The sequence below is a fragment of the Shinella sp. NM-101 genome (assembly GCF_021401195.1).
Lineage (GTDB): Bacteria > Pseudomonadota > Alphaproteobacteria > Rhizobiales > Rhizobiaceae > Shinella.
In genome coordinates, this window is the sequence record NZ_JACBFT010000012.1 from 1 (window position 1) to 21,034 (window position 21,034).

Genomic DNA, 21,034 nt, shown 5'->3' on the forward strand with positions numbered 1-21,034 from the left:
TGGAACGGCGGATGATGACCCGAGCTCTCCCACGGGCTTGCAAGCCCAAAGGTCATGCGGTCTCTCATCCGCCACCGCGACACGCACTACAGCGCCAAACGCGGGCCAAGGGAAGTTACAAGGTTGAGGATGAGGACGGCCGCTCTCCCTCACTTTCGACGTGACACGCGCCTCCTCATTTGCGAAAACCATCCCGAGACAGGGGCGTCCGCCGGAAGGCGGGCTGAGAAGCACCCTTTGAACCTGAACCGGATCATGCCGGCGGAGGGAGTCGGACGGGCCTCAATTCCGCTGCCCGAAGACCGCCTTCGCCCCAAGGAGGCGAAATGGCCATCGCAAACATTCTCTCGATCGCGGGCTCCGACCCGTCGGGCGGGGCCGGCATCCAGGCCGATCTCAAGACCTTCGCCGCCCGCGGCACCTACGGCATGGCCGTGCTGACCGCGCTGACGGCGCAGAACACGCAGGGCGTCTCCGGCGTGCATCTCGTGCCGCCCGCCTTCGTCGCGGCGCAGATTGCAGATGTGTTCGGCGATGTCCGTGTCGATGCCGTGAAGATCGGCATGATCGGCTCGGCGGAGATCGCCGGGGCGGTGGCGGATGCGCTTCTCCCCCATCGCGGCACGCCCGTCGTGCTCGATCCGGTCATGGTCGCCAAGGGCGGGGCTTCCTTGCTGGCCGAGGCGGCCGTCGCGGCGCTGACCCGCCGCCTCCTGCCGCTCGCGACGGTGCTGACGCCGAACCTGCCGGAGGCGGCAGCGCTCCTCGGGGAGCCCGAGGCCGCCGACCGGGCCGCCATGGAAGGGCAGGCGACGCGCCTGCTTGCGCTCGGCCCGAAGGCGGTGCTGCTGAAGGGCGGGCACCTGCCGGGCGGCGAAAGCCCGGACGTGCTGGCGACGCCGGGCGGGCTGCGCTGGTACGAGGGCGTGCGGGTGCTGACGCGCAATACTCACGGCACAGGCTGCTCGCTGTCGAGCGCCATCGCCGCCGAAATCGGCAAGGGCAGGCCGCTTGCCGATGCAGTCGCGGCGGCGAAGAGCTTCATCGCCGGGGCGGTGCGATCCTCGGATGCGCTTTCGGTCGGCGCCGGCCACGGGCCGCTCCATCATTTCCATGCGCTCTGGACCTGATCCTCAGCGGTCCGCCAGCGCGAGTCTGAGACCCATCACGCCGAGGGCGGCGGCAAAGCCCCGCTGCGTCCAGGCCATGATCCCCGGCCGGCTCAGCACCTGCTCGCGCAGGCCTGCCGCAAGCGCGGCATAGACGGCGAAGACGAGGAAGGTCAGCCCCATGAAGACGCCGCCGAGAAGGAGCATCCGCGCGGTGGCGCCGGCCGCATTCGCGGGAACGAACTGCGGCAGGAAGGCGAGGAAGAACAGCGAGAGCTTCGGGTTGAGGATGTTCGTGAGAATGGCCTTGCGCACGATGCGCAGCGCCTTTTCCACCGGCTCCGTTCCGGGATCGAGCGTCCCGCTCTCCTTCAGCAGGCTCCAGGCGATGAAGAGCAGGTAGGCGACGCCGATAGTGCGCAGCACCTCGAAGGCGAGGGCGCTCGCATGCAGCACGGCGGCAAGGCCGGCGACGCTGGCGAGGATATGCGGCACGATGCCGAGCGTGCAGCCGAAGGCGGCGAGCAGGCCGGCGCGCAGGCCGCCGCTGATGCCGAGCGCCAGCGTATAGATCACCCCCGTGCCCGGAAGCAGGATGACGACGAGCGAGGTGATCAGGAATTCAACGGTCATGATGGGCTCCATGCGGCTTGGAAGCGGCAGGAGACACCGGAGGCTGGGGCCCGGTCTTGAACGAAATTGCGGGCGGTCAGGCGCGGGCGGCGCGCAGGGCGCCCGGCGTATAGCCGTAGCGCCGCGTGAAGTTGCGCGTCATGTGGCTCTGGTCGGCAAAGCCCGCTTCCATGGCGGCCTCGGCAAGCGGCGTGCCGGCGGCGACCAGCCGGCGGGCAAGCTCGGTGCGCCGCTGGAGCTGGTAGGCATGGGGCGTCAGGCCCGTGGCGCGGGCGAAATCGCGCACCAGCCGGAAGCGCCCGATGCCGCATCCGCCGGCAAGCATTTCGAGGCTGACGGCGGCGGCCGGGTCGCTGTCGAGCCTTTCGCGGGCGCGGGCCACGGCCGGCAGGGCCATGCCGTCGCGCCGTGGCGTCTCCTCCCGCAGGAGCGCGGCGAGCAGCAGGAAAAGCCGCTCTTCCGCCGCAAGCGGCGCGGCGGCGCGATCGATCAGCGCGGCGAGCGTTGCCGAGACGAGCCCGGCGATCCGCCCGTCTTCCAGCACCGGCGCATGGAATTCCTCGCGCGGGCGGCCTTCGAAAATGTCCCGCGCCGCGGCCGCGACGACGGCGGGCTGCATGTAGAGCATGCGCCAGGCGCGCGGCGCATCGCCGATCGGCGCGCCGTCATGCACCTCGCCGGGATTGACGGTGATCGTATGGCCGGCCCCGGCCTCGACCATGCCGCGCCCGCTCGCCGATCTCTGCGCGCCCCGCTCGATGACGCCGACGCCATAGGCGTCATGGCTGTGGCGGGCGAAGGAATGCCGGCTGTCGGCGAAGACGGCCTCGATGCCGGCAATGCTTGTGCTGAAAAGCTGGAAGCGCCCGGCCGCCACGGCTCAGTCCCCCGGCACGCCGGGAAGCGCCGCGGTCCCGCCGACCCAGTCGGCGGCGGACCTGCACCAGAACTGCCGTGTCGGCTTCAGCCCGGCGCGCTGGTTGATGCTGCCCCAGCGGATGCCCCAGGTCTTCGCATCCTCCCCGGTGCCGGTTGTGAAGAGCGGCGAGCCGCATTCCGGGCAGAAATATTGCAGCCGGCGGCGGCCGTTCTGGGCGGTCTTGGTGTAGAGCTTCGGCGGGTTGCCGGTGAGCCGCACGGCCGTTTCGGGCACGATGGCGGTAACGCGATAGGGCGAGCCGGTCAGCCGCTGGCAATCCGTGCAATGGCAGATCAGGATCTCGCCCGGGTCGATCTCCGCCTCATAGGTCACGAAGCCGCAATGGCATTGCCCGTCGATCCGCATGAAAACTCCCTCCGCCGCAGGATACGGCGGAAGGATAGGGGCCTTTGGCCTCGCGTCAATGCGCCGGCTTGATGAAGGTGCCGTTGCGAAGCTCGCGCATCGCCTGCTGCAGCTCTTCCTGCGTGTTCATCACGATGGGGCCGTGCCATGCGACCGGCTCCTGGATCGGCTTGCCCGAGACGAGGAGGAAGCGGATACCGTTCTCGCCGGCCTGCACCGTCACCTCGTCGCCCGTGTCGAAGACGACCAGCGTGCGGTTGCCCGAGAGGTCGCGGATGTTCAACTCCTCGCCCTGGTATTCCTTCTCCACCTTCACGCCGAAGGGCTTGGAGGCGTCGCGGAATGTGCCGGAGCCGGCGAAGATATAGGCGAAGGCCGAGCGATAGGTATCGACCGGCAGCCGCTTCGTCTTGCCGGGCGGCACGGAGATGTCGAGATAGACCGGCTCGGCGGCGATGCCGTCGACCGGGCCTGTCCTGCCCCAGAAGCTGCCGGCGATGACGCGCGCGGCCGTGCCGTCGTCGTCGACGACCACCGGAATGTCGGCGGACTTGATATCCTGGTAGCGTGGTGCGGTCATCTTCAGCGACGAGGGCAGGTTCGCCCAGAGCTGGAAGCCGTGCATCCTGCCGGCGAAATCGCCGCGCGGCATTTCCTGGTGCAGGATGCCGCTGCCGGCGGTCATCCACTGCACGTCGCCGGCGCCCATCACGCCATGATTGCCGAGGCTGTCGCCATGCTCGACGGAGCCGGCCAGCACATAGGTGATGGTCTCGATGCCGCGATGCGGATGCCAGGGGAAGCCGCGCACGTAATCCTCGGGATCGTCGTTGCGGAAATCGTCCATCATCAGGAAGGGGTCGGTCATCCATGGATCGCCGAAACCGAAGACCCGGTGCAGCCTGACGCCGGCGCCTTCCATGGCGGGGCGGGCGATGCTTTCGTGTTTCACGGGGCGTATGGACATTGCGCGGTCCTTTCGACTGTGTTGCTTGGTGCCCTTATACGCCTCCACCATTGTTCACGAAATCAGCTCGGATCGAAACGCAGTGTTCACAGAATCGGCTTTTCTGTAGGCCGCGGTCTCGCAATGGCACACATGGTCCGCGCCATTTACTTTCGTTAACGCATTATTACCCATTTCCATTGAGAATCCGGCCTATGCCATGGTTAATGCGTCGCGGCCGTCAGCGGGTCGCGCCGGTCCTCTTAGAGCGGGAATAGCATCATGTGCCGTTGGGCAGCCTATCGCGGAGAGCCGCTTTTTCTCGAGGAACTGGTGTCCTCGCCCGCCCATTCGCTGATCGAGCAATCCCACTGCGCCACCCGCGCCAAGACGGCCACCAACGGCGACGGCTTCGGCATCGCCTGGTACGGCGACCGCCCGGAGCCCGGCCGCTACCGCGATATCCTGCCCGCCTGGTCGGACTGCAACCTCAGGAGCATCGCCCGGCAGGTCCGCTCGCCGCTCTTCCTCGCCCATGTGCGCGCATCGACCGGCGGCGGCACGCGGCGCGACAATTGCCATCCCTTCGTCCACGGCATCTGGACCTTCATGCACAATGGCCAGATCGCCGATTTCGAGCACCTGCGCCGCCCGCTCGAGACCATGCTGGACAACGACCTCTACAATGCCCGCACCGGCTCGACGGATTCGGAGCTCCTGTTCCTGCTGGCGCTGCAATTCGGCCTGGAGCGCGATCCGCTCGGCGCCATGGCCGAGGCCATCGCCTTCGTCGAGCGCCTTGCCGCGCATCTGGAGCGCAAGGTGCTGGTCCGCTTCACCGCGGCCTTCTCCGACGGCAGGCAGCTCTATGCCGTGCGCTACGCGACGGACTATGCGGCCCCCACGCTCTATGCCGCGCCGATGGGCGAGACGGGCGGCTACTGTCTCGTTTCCGAGCCGCTGAACGACGACACGGAAGCCTGGGTGGAAATCCCCGATGGCAGCGCCGTCGTGCTCGGGGAAAACGGGGTGGACGTGCGCATCTTCTCGCCCGCCGGCCGTCCGGCGAGCACTATGGACGCGGGGCTCGCCCTCGTCAGCTGAGCCGCTCGGCGATCCAGCCGGCGAGGCGCCCGGCGACCTCGTCCTTGGAAAGGTCGGGCCATTCCTCGATGCCGGCCGCGGTGATCAGCTTCACGCTGTTGCGCGTGCCGCCCATGATGCCGGTCTCGGGCGAGACGTCGTTGGCGACGATGAGGTCCGCGCCCTTCTTCCGGAGCTTCACCCTTCCGTTGTCCTCGACATCCTGCGTCTCGGCGGCAAAACCGACGACGACCTTCGGGCGCTGCGCATGATGGCCGATGGTCTTCAGGATATCCGGGTTCTCCGCCAGCATCAGCGGCGGCGGGCCTTCGCCCGGCGTCTTCTTGATCTTCTCGGTATTCTCCGTCGCCACCCGCCAGTCCGCCACGGCCGCGACCATGACAGCGATATCGGCCGGCAGCGCGCCGAGAACGGCTGCAAGCATCTCCTCCGCCCGCTCGACCTTGATCACCTTCACCCCGCGCGGATCGGGCAGCGTCACCGGACCGGAGACGAGCGTCACGTCGGCGCCGAGCTTCGCAAGAGCGGCGGCGATGGCGTGGCCCTGCCGGCCGGAGGAGCGGTTAGCGATGTAGCGCACCGGGTCGATGGGCTCATGCGTCGGGCCTGACGTGACCACGGCCCTGCGGCCGGCGAGCGGCTTCCTGCCGCCGTCGAGCAGGTCTTCCGCCGCGGCGACGATTTCCAGCGGCTCGGCCATGCGGCCGAGGCCCGCTTCGCCGCCCTCCGCCATCTCGCCGGCATTGGGACCGACGAAGGAGAGGCCGTCGCGGCGCAGCGTCTCGACATTGCGGCGCGTGGCGGCATGCGACCACATCTTCGGGTTCATCGCGGGCGCGACGAGGACGGGCCGGTCGGTGGCGAGCAGCACGGTCGAGGCGAGGTCTTCGGCAAGGCCGTTCGCCATCTTCGCCATCAGGTCGGCGGTCGCGGGCGCGACGATAATGAGGTCGCAGTCGCGCGCAAGGCGGATATGGCCGACATCCTGCTCGTCCTCGCGGGAGAAGAGATCCGTATAGACATGGCCGGAGGAGAGCGCGCCGACGGCGAGCGGCGTCACGAATTCGCGCGCGCCCGCCGTCATGACCGGCCGCACCTGCGCGCCGCGCTCGCGCAGGCGCCGGATGAGGTCGAGGCTCTTGTAGGCGGCGATGCCGCCGGAGATGACGAGGAGGATGCGTTTTCCTGCAAGCGACATGGCGGATCCTCGTGAGGCGCATGGCAGGCCCGAAGGCCGTCAAATCCTCCTATCCCTTTGAAAGCGCTTTTCCAAGCCGTTTCGGCTCAGGCCCCCTCGTCGGGAATGTTGAGGACATGGCCGCAGGCCTTGCAGTGCACGGCGTCCGCATCGTGGCGGGAAAGGCCGCATTGCGGGCAGGGGAAGGTCACCTTGTAGGGCCTGACGATCGCCTGCGCGAGCCGCACGAAGAGCGAGATGCCGATGATCATGGTGACGATGGCGGTGAGCTTGCCGAGCGTGCCGGGCAGCACGATATCGCCGAAGCCGGTGGTGGTGACGGTCGCCACCGTGAAATAGAGCGCGTCGACGAAGCCGGCGAAGCCCTCCGCGCCGTAGAAGAAGTTGCTGTAGACGAAGCCGGCGACGAGGAAGAGGAAGACGAGGAAATTGGCGCAGGCCTGGATGATGTCCTCCTTGTCGCCGTTGCCTGTGCGGTACAGCATCAGCGTCACCAGCTTGCTCTGGCTGATCGCCCAGATGCGCAGGACGCGCAGGAACGCGAAATTGTGGAGGTGGCTCGGAACGAGCAGCGTGCCGAGGATGACGATATCCACCCAGGTCATCGGCCGCAGCAGCCAGTAGCGCAGGTTCGGCGCGATCAGCGCCCGTGCCGAGAGTTCGAAGGCGATGATCGCCGCGATGAAATAGTCGACGATGACATAGGCCGGGCCGGTGCGAAGGTAGGGGCCGGCCACGAAGAAGGCGAGGATGGCAATATCGATGAACAGCATCGCCACCTGAAAGCGGATCGCCTCGCGGTCGCGCCCGAAGTAGAGCCCGCGCAACTGCCGGCGCAGCCTTTCGATGAAGGGTCGCGGTTCGGTGGCGCTCAGCGGCTCGTCTGTCATGGAGGAGAGACTAGCGCCGGCCCGGCGCCGGTCAAGCGGCGCGCAACTCCAGCGCAGGTGCGAAGCGGTTTCGCGTCCGCAATTGCGCCGGCTTGGATTAGCTGAGCTTCCAGGCGATGTAGATCAGCGTGGCGGCGATCACCCAGAGCGCGAGACGGCCGGAGCGGCTGTGCCGCGCCTCGGAACGGCCGATGGCCTCCGCCGTCTCCGCGTCGAAGCGCAGGCCCTTCTCGGCCATGGCGGTGAGGTCCTGCGAGAACTTCTCCGCCTTGGCGGCGATCTCGGGCGCGGCTTCCGCCAGCCTGAGGGCCGCGTGTGCGCCTTCGCGCAGGTCCGCCAGCAGGCGCTTGGGGCCGAGATTGTCGCGGATCCAGTCGCCGACGACCCCCTCGGAGGCCTTCCACATGTTGAAGCGAGGGTTGAGCGTGCGCGACACGCCTTCCACCACCACCATGGTCTTCTGCAGCATGACCAGCTCGGTGCGGGTCTCCATGTCGAAGAGTTCCGTCACCTCGAAGAGCAGCGTCAGGAGCTTGGCCATGGAAATGGTTTCGGCCGGCTGGCCGTGGATCGGCTCGCCGATGGCGCGGATTGCCTGCGCGAAGCTCGCCGTGTCGTGATGCGCGGGCACGTAGCCCGCCTCGAAATGCACGTCGGCGACGCGCTGGTAGTCGCGCGTGATGAAGCCGTAGAGGATTTCCGCGAGGAAGCGGCGCTCCTTCCTGCCGAGCCGCCCGACGATGCCCATGTCGACAGCGACGATGACGCCCTCGGGATCGACGAAGAGGTTGCCCTGGTGCATGTCGGCATGGAAGAAGCCGTCGCGCAGCGTTTGGCGCAGGAAGGACTGGATCAGCGTGTCCGCCAGCCTGTCGAGGTCGTGGCCGGCGGCGCGCAGCCCCTCGACGTCGGACATCTTGATGCCGTCGATCCATTCCATGGTGACGACGTCGCGGCCGGTGCGCTCCCAGTCGACCGTCGGCACGCGGAAGCCCGGATCGTCCTTGGTGTTCTCGCCGAGTTCGGACAGTGCGGCGGCCTCCAGCCGGAGGTCCATCTCGACCTTGGTCGTCTGCTCCAGCGTCCGCGTCACCTCGACGGGCTTGAGCCGTCGCGTGTTGGGCAGGATCTTTTCCTGAAGGCGCGAGGCCGCATACATGGCTTCGAGGTCATGGGCGAAACGCTGGCGCACGCCGGGACGGATGACCTTCACCGCGACCTTCCGCTCGCCATTCGCGTCGCGCACCGTCGCGGGATGGACCTGGGCGATGGAGGCTGCGGCGATCGGATCGCCGAAATTCACATAGAGATCGTCAAGCGGCCGGCCGAGCGAACCTTCCACCGTGGCGACGGCCGCTTCCTTCGGGAAGGTTGCCATGCGGTCCTGCAGGGCCGAAAGCTCGACGGCGATCTCCGCGCCGACGACGTCGGGACGGGTCGCCAGGAACTGGCCCATCTTCACATAGGAGGGGCCGAGCCGCTCGATGGCGCGGGCAAGGTTGTCGCCGCGCCCGCCCTTTGCGGCCTTGCGCCGCTCGAAGAGGCCGGCAAAGGCATGGGCGGTGCGGGCAAGCGTCGGCATGCCCTCGGTCGGCAGCGCCGAGACCACGCCCTCGCGCACGAGGACCCAGCCCACGCGGGCAAGGCGAAGATAGGCGCCGATGACGCTCATGCGGAAAGGCCGTTCTTGGCCGGGAAGAGGATCATGCTCAGAGCTTCCAGCCCGAATGCAGCGCCGCGATGCCGCCGGTATAATTGGTGTAGGACACGCGCGAGAAGCCGGCCTTGCGGATCATCGCCGCGAAATCCTCCTGGTTGGGGAACTTGCGGATCGATTCCACGAGATACTGGTAGGGCTCGGCATCGCCCGTGATCATCTTGCCAAACTGCGGGATCGCCTTGAACGACCAGGTGTCATAAAACCTGTCGAGAAGCGGCATCTCCACCTCGGAGAATTCCAGCACGAGCAGCCGCCCGCCGCGCTTCAGCACCCGGTAGGCTTCGGACAGCGCCACGTCGATGCGCGGCACGTTGCGGATGCCGAAGGCGATCGTATAGGCGTCGAAGGTGCCGGCCTCGAAGGGCAGTTCCTCGGCATTGGCCTCGACGAAGTCGAGATTGGCCGAAAGCCCCTTCTTCGCCGCCCGGTCCGCGCCGACGCCGAGCATCGAGCCGTTGATGTCGAGCACGGTCGCATGGGCGAGGCGGTCGGAGGCTTCCACGATGCGGAAGGCGATGTCGCCCGTGCCGCCGGCGACGTCCAGCACCTTGTAGGATGCGTCCTTGCGCGGGTTGAGGCTCGCGATCATCGCGTCCTTCCAGGCCCGGTGGAGGCCGGCGGACATGACGTCGTTCATGATGTCGTAGCGCTTGGCGACCTTGTGGAACACGTCGTTGACGAGCGCCTGCTTTTCGCCCTGCGAAACCTCGCGGAAGCCGTAGGAGGTTTCCATGCCGCCGTCTGCGGATGTGCGCTGTTCGGTCATCGTCGTCTCCATGGGCCGGTCTGTCGCAGCCTGAATGCTGCCAAGACCATAGCGAATTGGCTTTGGCCGCGCTATCTGAACGCTTCGCCGGGTATATAGGACATTGATGGCCGGGAGGGAAATGCCGGACCGCGGCAAATGCGCTCAAGGTTAAATCGTCTTCAAGGAGAACGGGATGCCGGAATTGCCGGAAGTGGAAACGGTCAGGCGCGGCCTTGCGCCCGTCATGGAGGGAGCGCGCATCCGCCGCGCCGAGCTGCGCCGCCCGGACCTGCGCTTTCCCTTCCCGCCGGCCTTCTCCGAAGCGCTTCAAGGTCGCCGCGTCGTCTCGCTCGGCCGTCGCGCCAAATATCTGCTGATCGATCTTGAAGGCGGCGACGTCGTCATCGCCCATCTCGGCATGTCCGGTTCGTTCCGGGTGGAGGGCGCGCTTGAGGAGGAGACGCCCGGCGACTTCCATATGCCGCGCGGCAAGGATGCGCGCCACGACCATGTCGTCTTCCATCTGGAGACGGCGGACGGCGAGCGCCGCGTCGTCTACAACGACCCGCGCCGCTTCGGTTTCATGGACCTCGCCCGCCGCGAGGATCTGGCCACCCACCCCTTCTTCCGCGACCTCGGCGAGGAGCCGACCGGCAACACGCTCGATGCCGATTACATCGCGGCAAAGTTCCGCGGCCGCCAGACGCCGCTGAAGGCGGCGTTGCTCGACCAGAAGAATATTGCCGGCCTCGGCAATATCTATGTCTGCGAGGCGCTGTGGCGCGCCCATCTTTCGCCCGAGCGGCTGGCCGGAACACTGGTGACGGCGGCCGGCAAGCCGAAGAAGGAACTCGTCCTCCTGACCGAGGCGATCCGCCAGGTCATCGCCGATGCCATCGAGGCCGGCGGCTCGACCCTGCGCGACCATATCCGCGCCGACGGCTCGCTCGGCTATTTCCAGCACTCCTTTTCCGTCTACGACCGCGAGAAGGAGCCTTGCCGCACGCCGGGCTGCACGGGCACAATCGGCCGCATCGTGCAGGGCGGCCGGTCGACCTTCCACTGCGCCGTCTGCCAGAAATAATAGGAAGAGGAGAGAAACATGGCCCATGAAACCCTGCTGGTCGAGACGCGCGGACGCGTCGGCCTCGTCACGCTCAACCGGCCGCAGGCGCTGAACGCGCTGAACCGCCAGCTTCTCGACGAGTTGAGGGGCGTACTCGCCGGCTTCGAGGCCGATGCCGGCATCGGCGCGGTCGTCCTCACCGGCTCGGAGAAGGCCTTCGCCGCCGGGGCCGACATCAAGGAGATGCAGCCCTACGGCTTCGCCGACGCCATGATCGAGGACCTTGCCGCCGGCTGGGACGAGGTGGCCGCCTTCCGCAAGCCGATGATCGCGGCCGTCAGCGGCTTTGCGCTCGGCGGCGGCTGCGAGGTCGCCATGATGTGCGATTTCATCATCGCGTCCGAGACGGCGAAGTTCGGCCAGCCGGAGATCACGCTCGGCGTCATCCCCGGCATGGGCGGCACCCAGCGCCTGACGCGGGCGATCGGCAAGTCGAAGGCGATGGACCTCATCCTCACCGGCCGCATGATGGACGCGGCGGAGGCCGAGCGCTCCGGCCTCGTCGCCCGTGTGGTGGCGCCGGAAAAACTGCTGGAGGAGGCGCTGGCGGCGGCCGAGAAGATCGCCGGCTTCTCCCTGCCTTCGACCATCATGGCCAAGGAGGCGGTGAACCGCGCCTACGAGACGGTGCTGTCGGAAGGCATGCGCGCCGAGCGCCGGCTGTTCCACGCGCTCTTCGCCACGGAAGACCAGAAGGAGGGCATGGCGGCCTTCATCGAGAAGAGGAAGCCCGCCTTCCGCCATCGCTAGGCGGGGCGCTTTCGCCGGGCGGCATGCGGGAATCGGAGTGCGAAGGCGTGGCCGGCCGATCCAAAGGGTCGCGACACGTTTTCGCGCAGCGTTTCTTGCAGAATCCGCGTTGACGCCATCGCGGTTTCCGGCTATACGCCGCCCACAGTTTGGAAAGCCGCACTCCAAGGTTTTCCGATATTGCTCCCGAATTGCTTTGATGACAGGTCGCAGTGACCCGGCACGGCGAGGGTGGAGTTTGTGTCAGATTTCTGAAGAGAGGCATACATGGCCAATACAACCTCGGCTAAGAAGGCGACCCGCAAGATCGCCGCGCGCACCGCAGTCAACAAGTCGCGCCGTTCGCGCGTCCGCAACTTCATCCGCAAGGTCGAAGAGGCGATCGCCTCTGGCGATCAGGCTGTCGCAGCCGCGGCCCTGAAGGCCGCCCAGCCGGAACTGATGCGTGCCGCCACCAAGGGCGTCCTTCATTCCAACACGGCCTCCCGCAAGGTTTCGCGCCTTGCCGGCCGCGTCAAGGCGATGACGGCCTGATTAGCCCGAAAGAGCTATGCAATTTGAGTAAGGCCCGGTGCTTGCACCGGGCTTTTTCTTTGCTTTTCCGCCCCTGCTATTGCTAAACCGCAAGGCTCGATCATGGCAAAAGCGTGACGACAAAAATCGTTTAAATTCAGTTACTTGCGGGAGGTTGTCATCCCTGGGCCACCCTTTCGTGGACAGAGTTTGACAGCAATTTGAGTCAAGCGAATTTTTATTTTTCTCGTTTTCCGGCCATCTCGAAAGGCACCCGAAAACAAAGCCATTGATTCCTAATGGATTCTCCGGGAGGTGGCGATTCCGAGTCAAAAACGACCTTCCGAGTCAACGGTTGCCCCTTAATATTGCGTAAAATTCGTGATTGATCTTGCTGCCTGATCCTGCCTAAATGCTTTCCACAGGGGGCACGGACACAGCCTTGAAGCGATCGTCGGCAAACACTGTCTCACGAGGCAGCGGCGGTTGTTTGTCCTCTCTGACGGAGCGGCTCCGCTTCGTAAAATCATCCAATCGGCAACGCTTGCCCCAGGTGCCCAGCGGCACACTGGCAAGAGTTTTTGCGACCATCGGTTGCGCCGGTTGCGGGGCCGTGAGGGCGGCCGGATGATGAGGAGCATGCCCGCCGGACGCTCGACGAGGGAGCGGGCGGCGCGGCCACAAACGGGACTATCCGGCAGGGCATGACGCCCGATCGTTTGGACCCGACTTGTGTTTGGAGAACAGGAACAGTGCCGGAAGTGGGGGCCGGCGCCGTTTGGGGCACCAGATCCCGGACCGGGCTATGGCTCGGCGCGGCCGGGTGATGGCAAACATGGAAGGCGCCGGCAGCGATGCCGGCGTGGCGAATTGAGCATGAAAGGCGGCAAGATGCAGATGAATACGGCCAGGACGGCTGGTGCATTCGCAAATGGGGAAAATACAAGACAGGCGCTCCCACAAGAAGGGGCACGAGAGGCGGCGGGGGTTCCATCCGATATGAAGCATGACGCGCTTTTCGAACGGGTCAGTGCGCGCCTGAAGGCGCAGGTCGGTCCGGACGTCTTCGCGAGCTGGTTCGGTCGCCTGAAGGTCCACTCGGTCTCCAAGAGCGTCGTGCGCCTTTCGGTGCCCACGACCTTCCTGAAATCCTGGATCAACAACCGTTATCTCGATCTCATCACCAATCTCTTCCAGCAGGAGGATCCCGAGATCCTCAAGGTGGAGATCCTGGTGCGCACCGCTACCCGGGGCGTTCGCGCCGGCGCCGCCGACGAATCCGCCGTCGCCGAGCAGCCTGCCCCGCAGGCCCAGCCGCGCCGCGCCTCCGCCGGTCCGCAGCCCGTGGCCAATGCCGCCGCATCGGTGGCCGCCTCGGCCCAGCCGCGCGCCCAGCATTCCGGCCCGCTCTTCGGCTCGCCGCTCGACCAGCGCTACACGTTCGATGCCTTCGTCGAGGGCACGTCGAACCGCGTCGCCCTTGCCGCTGCCCGCACCATCGCCGAAGCGGGTGCCGGTGCCGTGCGCTTCAACCCGCTCTTCGTCCATTCCAGCGTCGGCCTCGGCAAGACGCATCTTCTCCAGGCGATCGCGCTCGGGGCCCTTTCGAGCGCCCGCAACCCGCGCGTCGTCTACCTGACGGCGGAATATTTCATGTGGCGTTTCGCCACCGCGATCCGCGACAACGATGCGCTCTCCCTCAAGGAAACGCTGCGCAACATCGATCTCCTGATCATCGACGACATGCAGTTCCTGCAGGGCAACTCGATCCAGAACGAGTTCTGCCACCTGCTGAACATGCTGCTCGATTCCGCACGGCAGGTCGTGGTCGCCGCCGACCGCGCACCCTGGGAGCTGGAATCGCTCGATCCGCGCGTCCGCTCGCGCCTGCAGGGCGGTGTCGCCATCGAGATGGAGGCGCCGGACTACGAGATGCGCCTCGAGATCCTCAAGCGCCGCCTTGCCGTCGCGCAGCAGGAAGACGCCTCGCTCGACATCCCGGTCGAGATCCTCAGCCATGTCGCCCGCAACATCACGGCAAGCGGCCGCGAACTGGAAGGGGCCTTCAACCAGTTGCTCTTCCGCCGCTCCTTCGAGCCGAACCTGACGATCGAGCGCGTCGACGAACTGCTCGGCCATCTGGTCGCCGCCGGCGAGCCGCGCCGCGTGCGCATCGAGGACATCCAGCGCGTCGTCGCCAAGCACTACAACGTTTCGCGCCAGGAGCTGGTCTCGAACCGCCGCACGCGCGTCATCGTCAAGCCGCGCCAGATCGCCATGTACCTGTCGAAGACCCTGACGCCGCGCTCCTTCCCGGAAATCGGCCGCCGCTTCGGCGGACGCGACCACACGACCGTGCTGCATGCCGTGCGCAAGATCGAGGAGTTGATCTCAGGCGACACCAAGCTCAGCCACGAGATCGAGCTCTTGAAGCGGCTGATCAACGAATAAAGAAGGGGCCATAAGGCCCCTTCAGCTTGTTGAAGAATCTCGCTCTCGCCACTGTCGTCATCCTCGGGCCTGTCCCGAGGATCTGCTGGTGCATTGAAAAATCGAAGCGCCGCAGATGCTCGGGGCAGGCCCGAGCATGACGAAAGAAAGGTTCTTACGCTTTGCCAGCAGTCTGAAGGGGCCTAAAGTCCCCTTTCGTCTTCAGCAGGCGAGGTCGGCGACGACGGCGTCGAGGATCAGCATGCCGGCGGGCGTGCAGCGCAGGCGCGAATTGCCGAGCCGCTCGATGAAGCCGTGCTCGATGAGGAACTGCTCGCGGTCCGGATCCGGGTCGCGCCCGGAAAGGGTCTGCCAGCGGGCAAGGTCGATGCCTTCCTTCAGGCGCAACCCCATCAGCAGCAATTCGTCCGCCTGCGCCTCGCGCTCCAGCAGTTCCTGTTCGACCATGCCATGGCCCTCGGCCTCGACAAGCGCCAACCAGCCCTCGGGCTTGCGCTCCGTCGCGGTGGCGATCTTCGCGCCCCCCGTCGTCAGGCGGCCATGGGCGCCGGGGCCGATGCCGACATAGTCGCCATAGCGCCAGTAGGTCAGGTTGTGGCGGCTTTCCGAGCCGGGCCTTGCGTGGTTGGAGACCTCGTAGGCCGGCATGCCCTCACGCTCGGTGATCTCCTGCGTTGCCTCGTAGAGCACGGCGGACTGCTCGCCGTCCGGCACCACCAGCTTGCCGGCCTTGTGAAGGCCGTAGAAGGGCGTGCCCTCCTCGATGGTGAGCTGGTAGAGCGAGAGGTGGTCGACCGCATAGGACACGGCTTCCTTCAACTCCCGGTCCCACTCCTCCACCGTCTGGTTCGGGCGGGCATAGATGAGGTCGAAGGACATGCGCGGGAAGATGTCGCGCGCAAGGCGGATGGCCTTCAGCGCGTCGGCGACGTCATGCAGCCGGCCGAGGAATTTCAGGTCCCGGTCGTTCAGCGCCTGCACGCCGAGCGAGACGCGGTTGACGCCGGCGGCGCGGTAGCCGCGGAAGCGCTCGGCTTCCACGCTGGAGGGGTTCGCCTCCATGGTGATCTCGATGCCGTCAGGCACATGCCAGTGGCGGGCGATGCCGTTGAGGATGGCGTCCACCGTCTCCGGCGCCATCAGCGAGGGCGTGCCGCCGCCCATGAAGATGCTGGTGACGGAGCGCGAGCCGGTCAGCCGGCGCATCGTCGCCATTTCCTTCAAAAAGGCCTGCACGAAGCGCGGCTGGTCGACCGGCTGGTGGCGCACATGGCTGTTGAAGTCGCAATAGGGGCATTTGGCGGCACAGAACGGCCAGTGCACATAGATGCCGAAGCCGGGATCGGAAAGGTCCGCTCCCATGCTCGGCCGGATATCGAAGGGCACCGCCGTCATCGAGCTTCAGGCCTTCAGGCAGGTTTCGACGAAGACCTTGAAGGCGCGGGCGCGGTGCGACAGCGCGCTCGCGTCGCCCGGCTTCCAGCCATGTTTTTCCTCCGCGCTCATCTCGCCGAAGGTCGTCTCAAAGCCCTCCGGCTGGAAGACGGGATCGTAGCCGAAACCCTTGTCGCCGCGCGGCGGCCAGATCACATGGCCCTCTACCTCGCCGCGGAAGAGTTCCGTATGGCCGTCCGGCCAGGCAAGGCAGAGCACGGAGACGAAGCGCGCGGTGCGGTCCTTTACGGCCGTCGCGCCCTTTTCGGCCAGCGCCTTTTCGACGTTCTCCATGGCCATGGCGAAATCGCGCGTGCCGTCTTCCTTTTCCGCCCAGTTGGCGGTGTAGACGCCCGGCGCGCCGTCCAGCGCGTCGATGACGAGGCCGGAATCGTCCGAAAGCGCCGGAAGGCCCGAGGCTTTCGCGGAGGCGAGCGCCTTGATCGTGGCATTCTCCTCGAAGGTCGTGCCCGTCTCGTCCGGCTCCTCGAATTTCAGCTCGGCGGCGGACCTGGCGGAAAAGCCGAAGGGGGCGATCAGGTCCTCGATCTCGCGGATCTTCCCGGCATTGTGGCTGGCGACGACGATCGTCTTGGTATCGAGCTTGCGCATGAAGGTTCCTAAGCGATGTTCCAGAGGCCCGGCTCGGCACATTCGAGGCTGTTGCCGGCGGGGTCGCGGAAATAGATGGAGCGGGCGCCGTTCGGCCAGCGGAAATCCGCTTCGATGGCGATTCCGGCTTCTTCCAGCTTTTTCACCCAGAAATCAAGCTCCGGCCCCGGCACGCGGAAACAGGCATGGCCCGGCCCGCTCGCTCCGTGCGCCGGCACGGGAAAGGCCTGCGGCGGCGGGGGAACGGCGGTCTCCTTCGCATTGAAGATCAGGAGAACGCCGGGGCCGCAGCGAAAGAAGACGTGGCGGTTGCCCTGCCGCGTGATCTTTTCGAGGTCGAGGATGCCGCCGTAGAAGGCTTCCGCCGCGTCGAGGTCGTCCGCGTAGAGCGCGGTTTCGAGAATGCCTTCGATCGCGGCGGTCATGATCGGGCCCCTCTCAGGCGATCGCCTGCTTCTGCAGGGCGACGAGGTCGGCGATGCCGCCCCGGGCGAGCGCCATCAGGCTGGAGAATTCCTCCTCCGTGAACGGCTTGCCTTCCGCGGTGCCCTGGATCTCGACGATGCCGCCCGAGCCGGTCATGACGAAGTTGGCGTCGGTCTCGGCGGCGGAGTCTTCGAGATAGTCGAGGTCGATCACCGACTGGGCGGCGAAGATGCCGCAGGAGATCGCGGCGACGTGATCCTTCAGGACCTTCTCCACCTTGATCATGCTGCGTGCTTCCATCCACTTCAGGCAGTCGTGAAGGGCGATCCACGCGCCGGTGATGGAGGCCGTGCGCGTGCCGCCGTCGGCCTGGATGACGTCGCAGTCGACGGTGATCTGGCGCTCGCCGAGCGCTTCCAGATCGACGACGGCGCGCAGCGACCGGCCGATGAGGCGCTGGATCTCCTGCGTGCGGCCGCCCTGCTTGCCGGCCGCGGCTTCGCGCCGCATGCGTTCGCCGGTGGCGCGCGGCAGCATGCCGTATTCGGCCGTCACCCAGCCCTTGCCGCTGTTGCGCAGCCATGGCGGGGTCTTGTCTTCCAGGCTTGCCGTCACCAGCACATGCGTGTCGCCGAACTTGACGAGACAGGATCCCTCGGCATGCTTGGAGATGTTGCGCTCGAAGGAAACCTTGCGCATCTGATCGGTTTTTCTGCCGGACGGCCGCATTGCGAACTCCTGTCTGAGATATGTGTGAGGCTGCTTTAGACCGTTTCGCCGGGCGAGGGAATGGCGGAGGGACAAGGTGGGGGAAAATCCGTTTTGCGCCGGCCGGCGAAATCACTATATTCCGGGCGGACAACAGGGTTGCAGTTCGAAGATGGTTTTGAAGAATCCTCCGGGACCTGACATTCAGGCGGCGCTCGACGAGCGTTCGGGCGAGATCTTCCGCCGCATCGTCGAGACCTATCTGGAAAGCGGCGAGCCGCTCGGCTCGCGCAACCTGTCGCGCATCCTGCCCATGTCGCTCTCGCCCGCCTCCGTGCGCAATGTGATGAGCGACCTGGAGGAACTCGGCCTCATCTATTCGCCGCATGTCAGCGCCGGCCGCCTGCCGACGCAGCTGGGCCTGCGCTTCTTCGTCGATGCCTTCATGCAGGTCGGCAATATCTCGGCCGAGGACCGTGCCTCCATCGAGCGCCATGTGCGCCCGCACGGCCAGAAGCACACGGCCGTCGAGACCATGATGAACGAGGCGAGCCAGGCGCTGTCGGGCATGTCGCGCGGCGCGGGCCTCGTCATCACCACCAAGAACGACGCCGTGCTGAAGCATGTCGAGTTCATCCGGCTGGAGCCGACCAAGGCGCTGGTCGTGCTGGTGGGCGACCACGACCAGGTGGAAAACCGCATCATTGAGTTGCCGGCCGGCGTCACCGGTTCGCAGCTCACCGAGGCGGCCAACTTCCTCAATGCCCATCTTGCCGGCAACACGCTCATCGAGGCGCGCTCGCAGCTCGAGCGCCTGCGCGGCGAGATCAGCCGCGAGCTCGACAAACTGTCGCAGGGCCTCGTCGAGCGCGGCCTCGCCGTCTGGTCCGGCGGCTTCGACGAAGCCAAGCCGACGCGGCTCATCGTGCGCGGCCGGGCGAACCTGCTGGAAGGCCTCGCCGGCGCCGACGACATCGACCGGCTGCGCATGCTGTTCGACGACCTGGAGCGCAAGGACAGCCTGATCGAGCTTCTCAATCTCGCCGAGACCGGCCCCGGCGTGCGCATCTTCATCGGCTCGGAGAACAAGCTCTTCTCGCTCTCCGGTTCCTCTCTGATCGTCGCGCCCTACAGGGACAGCGACGAGAAGATCGTCGGCGCCGTCGGCGTCATCGGGCCGACGCGGCTCAACTATTCCCGTATCGTGCCCATGGTGGACTATACGGCCCAGCTCATGTCGCGGCTTTCGCGCTGAAGTGTGCCTGATGGCGGCATGCGGCGCATCGAACAGCCATTCCGACCATCGGCCCTTGATTTTTCAGGCCCAAAGCTCGATATCGGGCACAACCCCTAAAATGCAATTCGGAGTACGTCATGACCGACGAGACCAAGAAACACGGACCTGACGAAGCGGTCGAAAACAACGTCGCCGCGGAAGCATTCGCCCCGCAGGAGGCTGCCGCCGGCGCGGACGCTCCGGCAGAGCCCGACCCGGTCGAGCTTCTGAAGGCCGAGAACGCCGAGCTCAGGGACAGGTACCTGCGCCTGGCCGCCGAGATGGACAACCTGCGTCGTCGCACCGAGCGCGACGTGAAGGACGCCAAGTCCTATTCCGTCGCGGGCTTTGCGCGCGACATGCTGGCCGTCTCCGACAATCTGCGCCGCGCGCTCGACGCCATTCCGCCCGATGCCCTTGCCGGGAACGATACGGGCCTGAAGGCGCTGGCGGAAGGCGTCGAGATGACCGAGCGCTCCATGCTGGCCGCGCTCGAGCGCCACGGCGTGCGCAAGCTCGACCCGATCGGCGAGAAATTCGACCCCAACTTCCACCAGGCGATGTTCGAGGTGCCGAACCCCGATGTCGCCAGCAACACGGTCGTCCAGGTCGTGCAGGCCGGTTACGTCATCGGCGAGCGCGTCCTGCGCCCGGCCATGGTCGGCGTCTCCAAGGGCGGCCCGAAGGCTCCCGCCGGCGAGGCGAACGCCGCACAGGCCTGAGGCTGCCTTTCGACAGGGCCTCCATGGCGGCAGGACTTTTTCGATGGACCGGCGCCCGCATCGACAACGATGCGGGCGTTTTCTTGTGCCGTAAACGCGAGAACCGCCGCAGGCCATGGGGTCTGCGGCGGTTCTTGCAAGCGATCGATCGGGTTGTTTTTCAGCCTCAGGCCGCGTTGGACGCCTGTTCCTCGCTGAGGCAGGCATAGATCGCGCTCTCGGTGTCGGAGGCCCGCAGCTTGGCGACCATGCCGGGGTCGCGCAGCACGCGGGCGATCCGCGAGAGGGCCTTGAGGTGGTCGGCGCCGGCGCCTTCCGGCGCAAGCAGCAGGAAGACGAGGTCGACCGGCTGGTCGTCCAGTGCCTCGAAGTCCACGGGGGTCTCGAGCCTCGCGAAGAGGCCGGTGATCTGCGAAAGCTCCTTCAGCTTGCCGTGCGGGATGGCGATGCCGTTGCCCACGCCGGTCGAACCGAGCCGCTCACGCTGAAGGATGACGTCGAAGATCTCACGCTCCGGAATTCCGGTGATCTTTGCCGCTTTTAACGCCAGTTCCTGAAGCAGTTGCTTCTTGGAGTTGGCCTTCATCGCCGGAATAATCGCACTCTGCTGCAGCAAACCTGCCAATGCCATGCTCTTGTCCTCGTGCGCTGGGTGAAGGGTTTGAAGAAGCGTGGTGCCCGTCCCGGCACCACGCTCCCGTCACTCAGCCTTTGATATTGGCTGCATCGATCCAGCCAATATTTCCGTCGTTGCGTCGGTAGACGATATTGAGCTGCTCCGATCCGGCGCTGCGGAAGAGAAGAACCGGCTCGTCCGTCATGTCGAGCGCCATGACGGCGCTGGCGACGGACATCGTCCTGAGTTTCTTCGTGCTTTCCGCGACGATGGTCGGCGCGTAGTCCTCGGGAAGCTCTTCGTCTTCGTCGGGGACCGAATCCATCACCGTGTAGGCCACTTCTGCAAAGGCGTCGTGACCGTTGCCGTTGTGGTGTGCCTTGAGCTTGCGTTTGTACCGGCGCAGGCGCTTCTCGATCCGCTCGGAGGCTGCCTGGAAGGCGGCCAGCGGATCGTTTGCTTCGCCATTGGCCTGCAATGCCGTCCCCGTATCCAGGTGGAGCTTGCAGTCCGCGCTGTACCGCGATCCCGCTTTTTCCACGGTGACCTGGCTCGAATATCCTCCGTCGAAATATTTGGTTACGGCTTCTCCCACCTGCTCTTCAATACGCTGGCGGAAGCTGTCGCCGATTTCCATATGTTTACCGGACACACGCACACTCATGGAGGTTTCCTCTCTTTCGTGATTTGCGTGCAACAGTCTATTCCAACCTCATCCACGTTCCAAGCTTTTCACGCATGCGTCGTTTTGTGCATCGCACGTTGCA

General features: G+C 66.0%; 22 protein-coding genes and 1 riboswitch. Of the genes, 8 read left to right on the top strand and 14 right to left on the bottom strand.

Annotated features, from left to right (window positions below; all coding sequences use genetic code 11):
* Positions 1-190: 190 nt before the first annotated feature.
* Positions 191-287, top strand: a riboswitch (TPP riboswitch).
* A gap of 39 nt (positions 288-326) precedes the next feature.
* On the top strand, positions 327-1,130 hold the full coding sequence (gene thiD / locus L0976_RS20180; RefSeq protein WP_234189030.1) for a bifunctional hydroxymethylpyrimidine kinase/phosphomethylpyrimidine kinase: 804 nt from the start codon (positions 327-329) through the stop codon (positions 1,128-1,130).
* Positions 1,131-1,133: 3 nt separating this feature from the next.
* Here thiD and L0976_RS20185 read toward each other — a convergent pair whose 3' ends face one another.
* The 4 genes from L0976_RS20185 to L0976_RS20200 form a co-directional block, all read right to left on the bottom strand.
* Positions 1,134-1,742, bottom strand: coding sequence for a LysE family translocator (locus tag L0976_RS20185; protein WP_234189032.1), 609 nt, complete (start codon positions 1,740-1,742; stop codon positions 1,134-1,136).
* A gap of 76 nt (positions 1,743-1,818) precedes the next feature.
* Positions 1,819-2,619: an AraC family transcriptional regulator gene (locus tag L0976_RS20190; protein ID WP_234189033.1), complete on the bottom strand. Its 801-nt coding sequence runs from the start codon at positions 2,617-2,619 to the stop codon at positions 1,819-1,821.
* A gap of 3 nt (positions 2,620-2,622) precedes the next feature.
* A complete protein-coding gene (locus L0976_RS20195) occupies positions 2,623-3,027 on the bottom strand; it encodes a GFA family protein (RefSeq protein ID WP_234189035.1) in 405 nt (134 codons plus the stop codon).
* Between the two features lie 55 nt (positions 3,028-3,082).
* Positions 3,083-3,994: a pirin family protein gene (locus L0976_RS20200; protein ID WP_234189037.1), complete on the bottom strand. Its 912-nt coding sequence runs from the start codon at positions 3,992-3,994 to the stop codon at positions 3,083-3,085.
* Between the two features lie 261 nt (positions 3,995-4,255).
* On the opposite strand from L0976_RS20200, the gene L0976_RS20205 reads away from it, so the two are divergent.
* Entirely contained in the window at positions 4,256-5,077 is an 822-nt protein-coding gene (locus L0976_RS20205; RefSeq protein ID WP_234189039.1) for a class II glutamine amidotransferase, read from the top strand.
* On the opposite strand, the gene coaBC is transcribed toward L0976_RS20205, so the two are convergent.
* The 4 genes from coaBC to ubiE form a co-directional block, all read right to left on the bottom strand.
* On the bottom strand, positions 5,070-6,275 hold the full coding sequence (gene coaBC, locus L0976_RS20210; protein ID WP_234189041.1) for a bifunctional phosphopantothenoylcysteine decarboxylase/phosphopantothenate--cysteine ligase CoaBC: 1,206 nt from the start codon (positions 6,273-6,275) through the stop codon (positions 5,070-5,072). The two genes, L0976_RS20205 and coaBC, sit on opposite strands and share 8 nt — an antisense overlap.
* 86 nt (positions 6,276-6,361) lie before the next feature.
* Complete coding sequence (locus L0976_RS20215; RefSeq protein ID WP_234189043.1) at positions 6,362-7,165, bottom strand: ion channel; 804 nt, start codon at positions 7,163-7,165, stop codon at positions 6,362-6,364.
* Between the two features lie 97 nt (positions 7,166-7,262).
* Positions 7,263-8,837: a 2-polyprenylphenol 6-hydroxylase gene (gene ubiB / locus L0976_RS20220; RefSeq protein ID WP_234189045.1), complete on the bottom strand. Its 1,575-nt coding sequence runs from the start codon at positions 8,835-8,837 to the stop codon at positions 7,263-7,265.
* Positions 8,838-8,874: 37 nt separating this feature from the next.
* Positions 8,875-9,651, bottom strand: a complete 777-nt coding sequence (gene ubiE, locus L0976_RS20225; RefSeq protein WP_203317296.1) for a bifunctional demethylmenaquinone methyltransferase/2-methoxy-6-polyprenyl-1,4-benzoquinol methylase UbiE — start codon at positions 9,649-9,651, stop codon at positions 8,875-8,877.
* Positions 9,652-9,826: 175 nt separating this feature from the next.
* Between ubiE and mutM the strand changes: the two genes are divergently transcribed.
* The 4 genes from mutM (at position 9,827) to dnaA (ending at position 14,473) form a co-directional block, all read left to right on the top strand.
* A complete protein-coding gene (gene mutM, locus L0976_RS20230) occupies positions 9,827-10,717 on the top strand; it encodes a bifunctional DNA-formamidopyrimidine glycosylase/DNA-(apurinic or apyrimidinic site) lyase (protein WP_234189047.1) in 891 nt (296 codons plus the stop codon).
* Between the two features lie 18 nt (positions 10,718-10,735).
* On the top strand, positions 10,736-11,509 hold the full coding sequence (locus L0976_RS20235; protein ID WP_234189049.1) for an enoyl-CoA hydratase: 774 nt from the start codon (positions 10,736-10,738) through the stop codon (positions 11,507-11,509).
* 267 nt (positions 11,510-11,776) lie between these two features.
* Positions 11,777-12,043: a 30S ribosomal protein S20 gene (gene rpsT / locus L0976_RS20240; RefSeq protein WP_203317299.1), complete on the top strand. Its 267-nt coding sequence runs from the start codon at positions 11,777-11,779 to the stop codon at positions 12,041-12,043.
* A gap of 870 nt (positions 12,044-12,913) precedes the next feature.
* Positions 12,914-14,473 carry a chromosomal replication initiator protein DnaA gene (dnaA, locus tag L0976_RS20245; protein WP_370643752.1) on the top strand — a complete coding sequence of 520 codons (1,560 nt, stop codon included), beginning with the start codon at positions 12,914-12,916 and terminating at the stop codon, positions 14,471-14,473.
* A gap of 201 nt (positions 14,474-14,674) precedes the next feature.
* On the opposite strand, the gene hemW is transcribed toward dnaA, so the two are convergent.
* Genes hemW through rph form a run of 4 tightly spaced genes read right to left on the bottom strand, consistent with a single transcriptional unit; the run spans position 14,675 to position 17,674 of the window.
* Positions 14,675-15,868: a radical SAM family heme chaperone HemW gene (hemW, locus tag L0976_RS20250; protein WP_234189053.1), complete on the bottom strand. Its 1,194-nt coding sequence runs from the start codon at positions 15,866-15,868 to the stop codon at positions 14,675-14,677.
* A 6-nt stretch (positions 15,869-15,874) separates the two neighbouring features.
* On the bottom strand, positions 15,875-16,519 hold the full coding sequence (gene rdgB / locus L0976_RS20255) for an RdgB/HAM1 family non-canonical purine NTP pyrophosphatase (RefSeq protein WP_234189054.1): 645 nt from the start codon (positions 16,517-16,519) through the stop codon (positions 15,875-15,877).
* Positions 16,520-16,527: 8 nt separating this feature from the next.
* Positions 16,528-16,944, bottom strand: coding sequence for a VOC family protein (locus L0976_RS20260; RefSeq protein ID WP_203317302.1), 417 nt, complete (start codon positions 16,942-16,944; stop codon positions 16,528-16,530).
* A 13-nt stretch (positions 16,945-16,957) separates the two neighbouring features.
* Complete coding sequence (gene rph / locus L0976_RS20265; RefSeq protein WP_203317303.1) at positions 16,958-17,674, bottom strand: ribonuclease PH; 717 nt, start codon at positions 17,672-17,674, stop codon at positions 16,958-16,960.
* 151 nt (positions 17,675-17,825) lie between these two features.
* Between rph and hrcA the strand changes: the two genes are divergently transcribed.
* On the top strand, positions 17,826-18,908 hold the full coding sequence (gene hrcA / locus L0976_RS20270; protein ID WP_203317304.1) for a heat-inducible transcriptional repressor HrcA: 1,083 nt from the start codon (positions 17,826-17,828) through the stop codon (positions 18,906-18,908).
* A 119-nt stretch (positions 18,909-19,027) separates the two neighbouring features.
* On the top strand, positions 19,028-19,651 hold the full coding sequence (gene grpE / locus L0976_RS20275) for a nucleotide exchange factor GrpE (protein WP_234189055.1): 624 nt from the start codon (positions 19,028-19,030) through the stop codon (positions 19,649-19,651).
* A 166-nt stretch (positions 19,652-19,817) separates the two neighbouring features.
* On the opposite strand, the gene ptsN is transcribed toward grpE, so the two are convergent.
* The gene (gene ptsN, locus L0976_RS20280) at positions 19,818-20,282 is read right to left on the bottom strand and encodes a PTS IIA-like nitrogen regulatory protein PtsN (RefSeq protein WP_203317306.1); all 465 of its coding nucleotides are present in this window, start codon (positions 20,280-20,282) and stop codon (positions 19,818-19,820) included.
* 73 nt (positions 20,283-20,355) lie between these two features.
* Positions 20,356-20,931 carry a ribosome hibernation-promoting factor, HPF/YfiA family gene (gene hpf / locus L0976_RS20285; protein ID WP_203317307.1) on the bottom strand — a complete coding sequence of 192 codons (576 nt, stop codon included), beginning with the start codon at positions 20,929-20,931 and terminating at the stop codon, positions 20,356-20,358.
* Between the last annotated feature and the right edge of the window lie 103 nt (positions 20,932-21,034).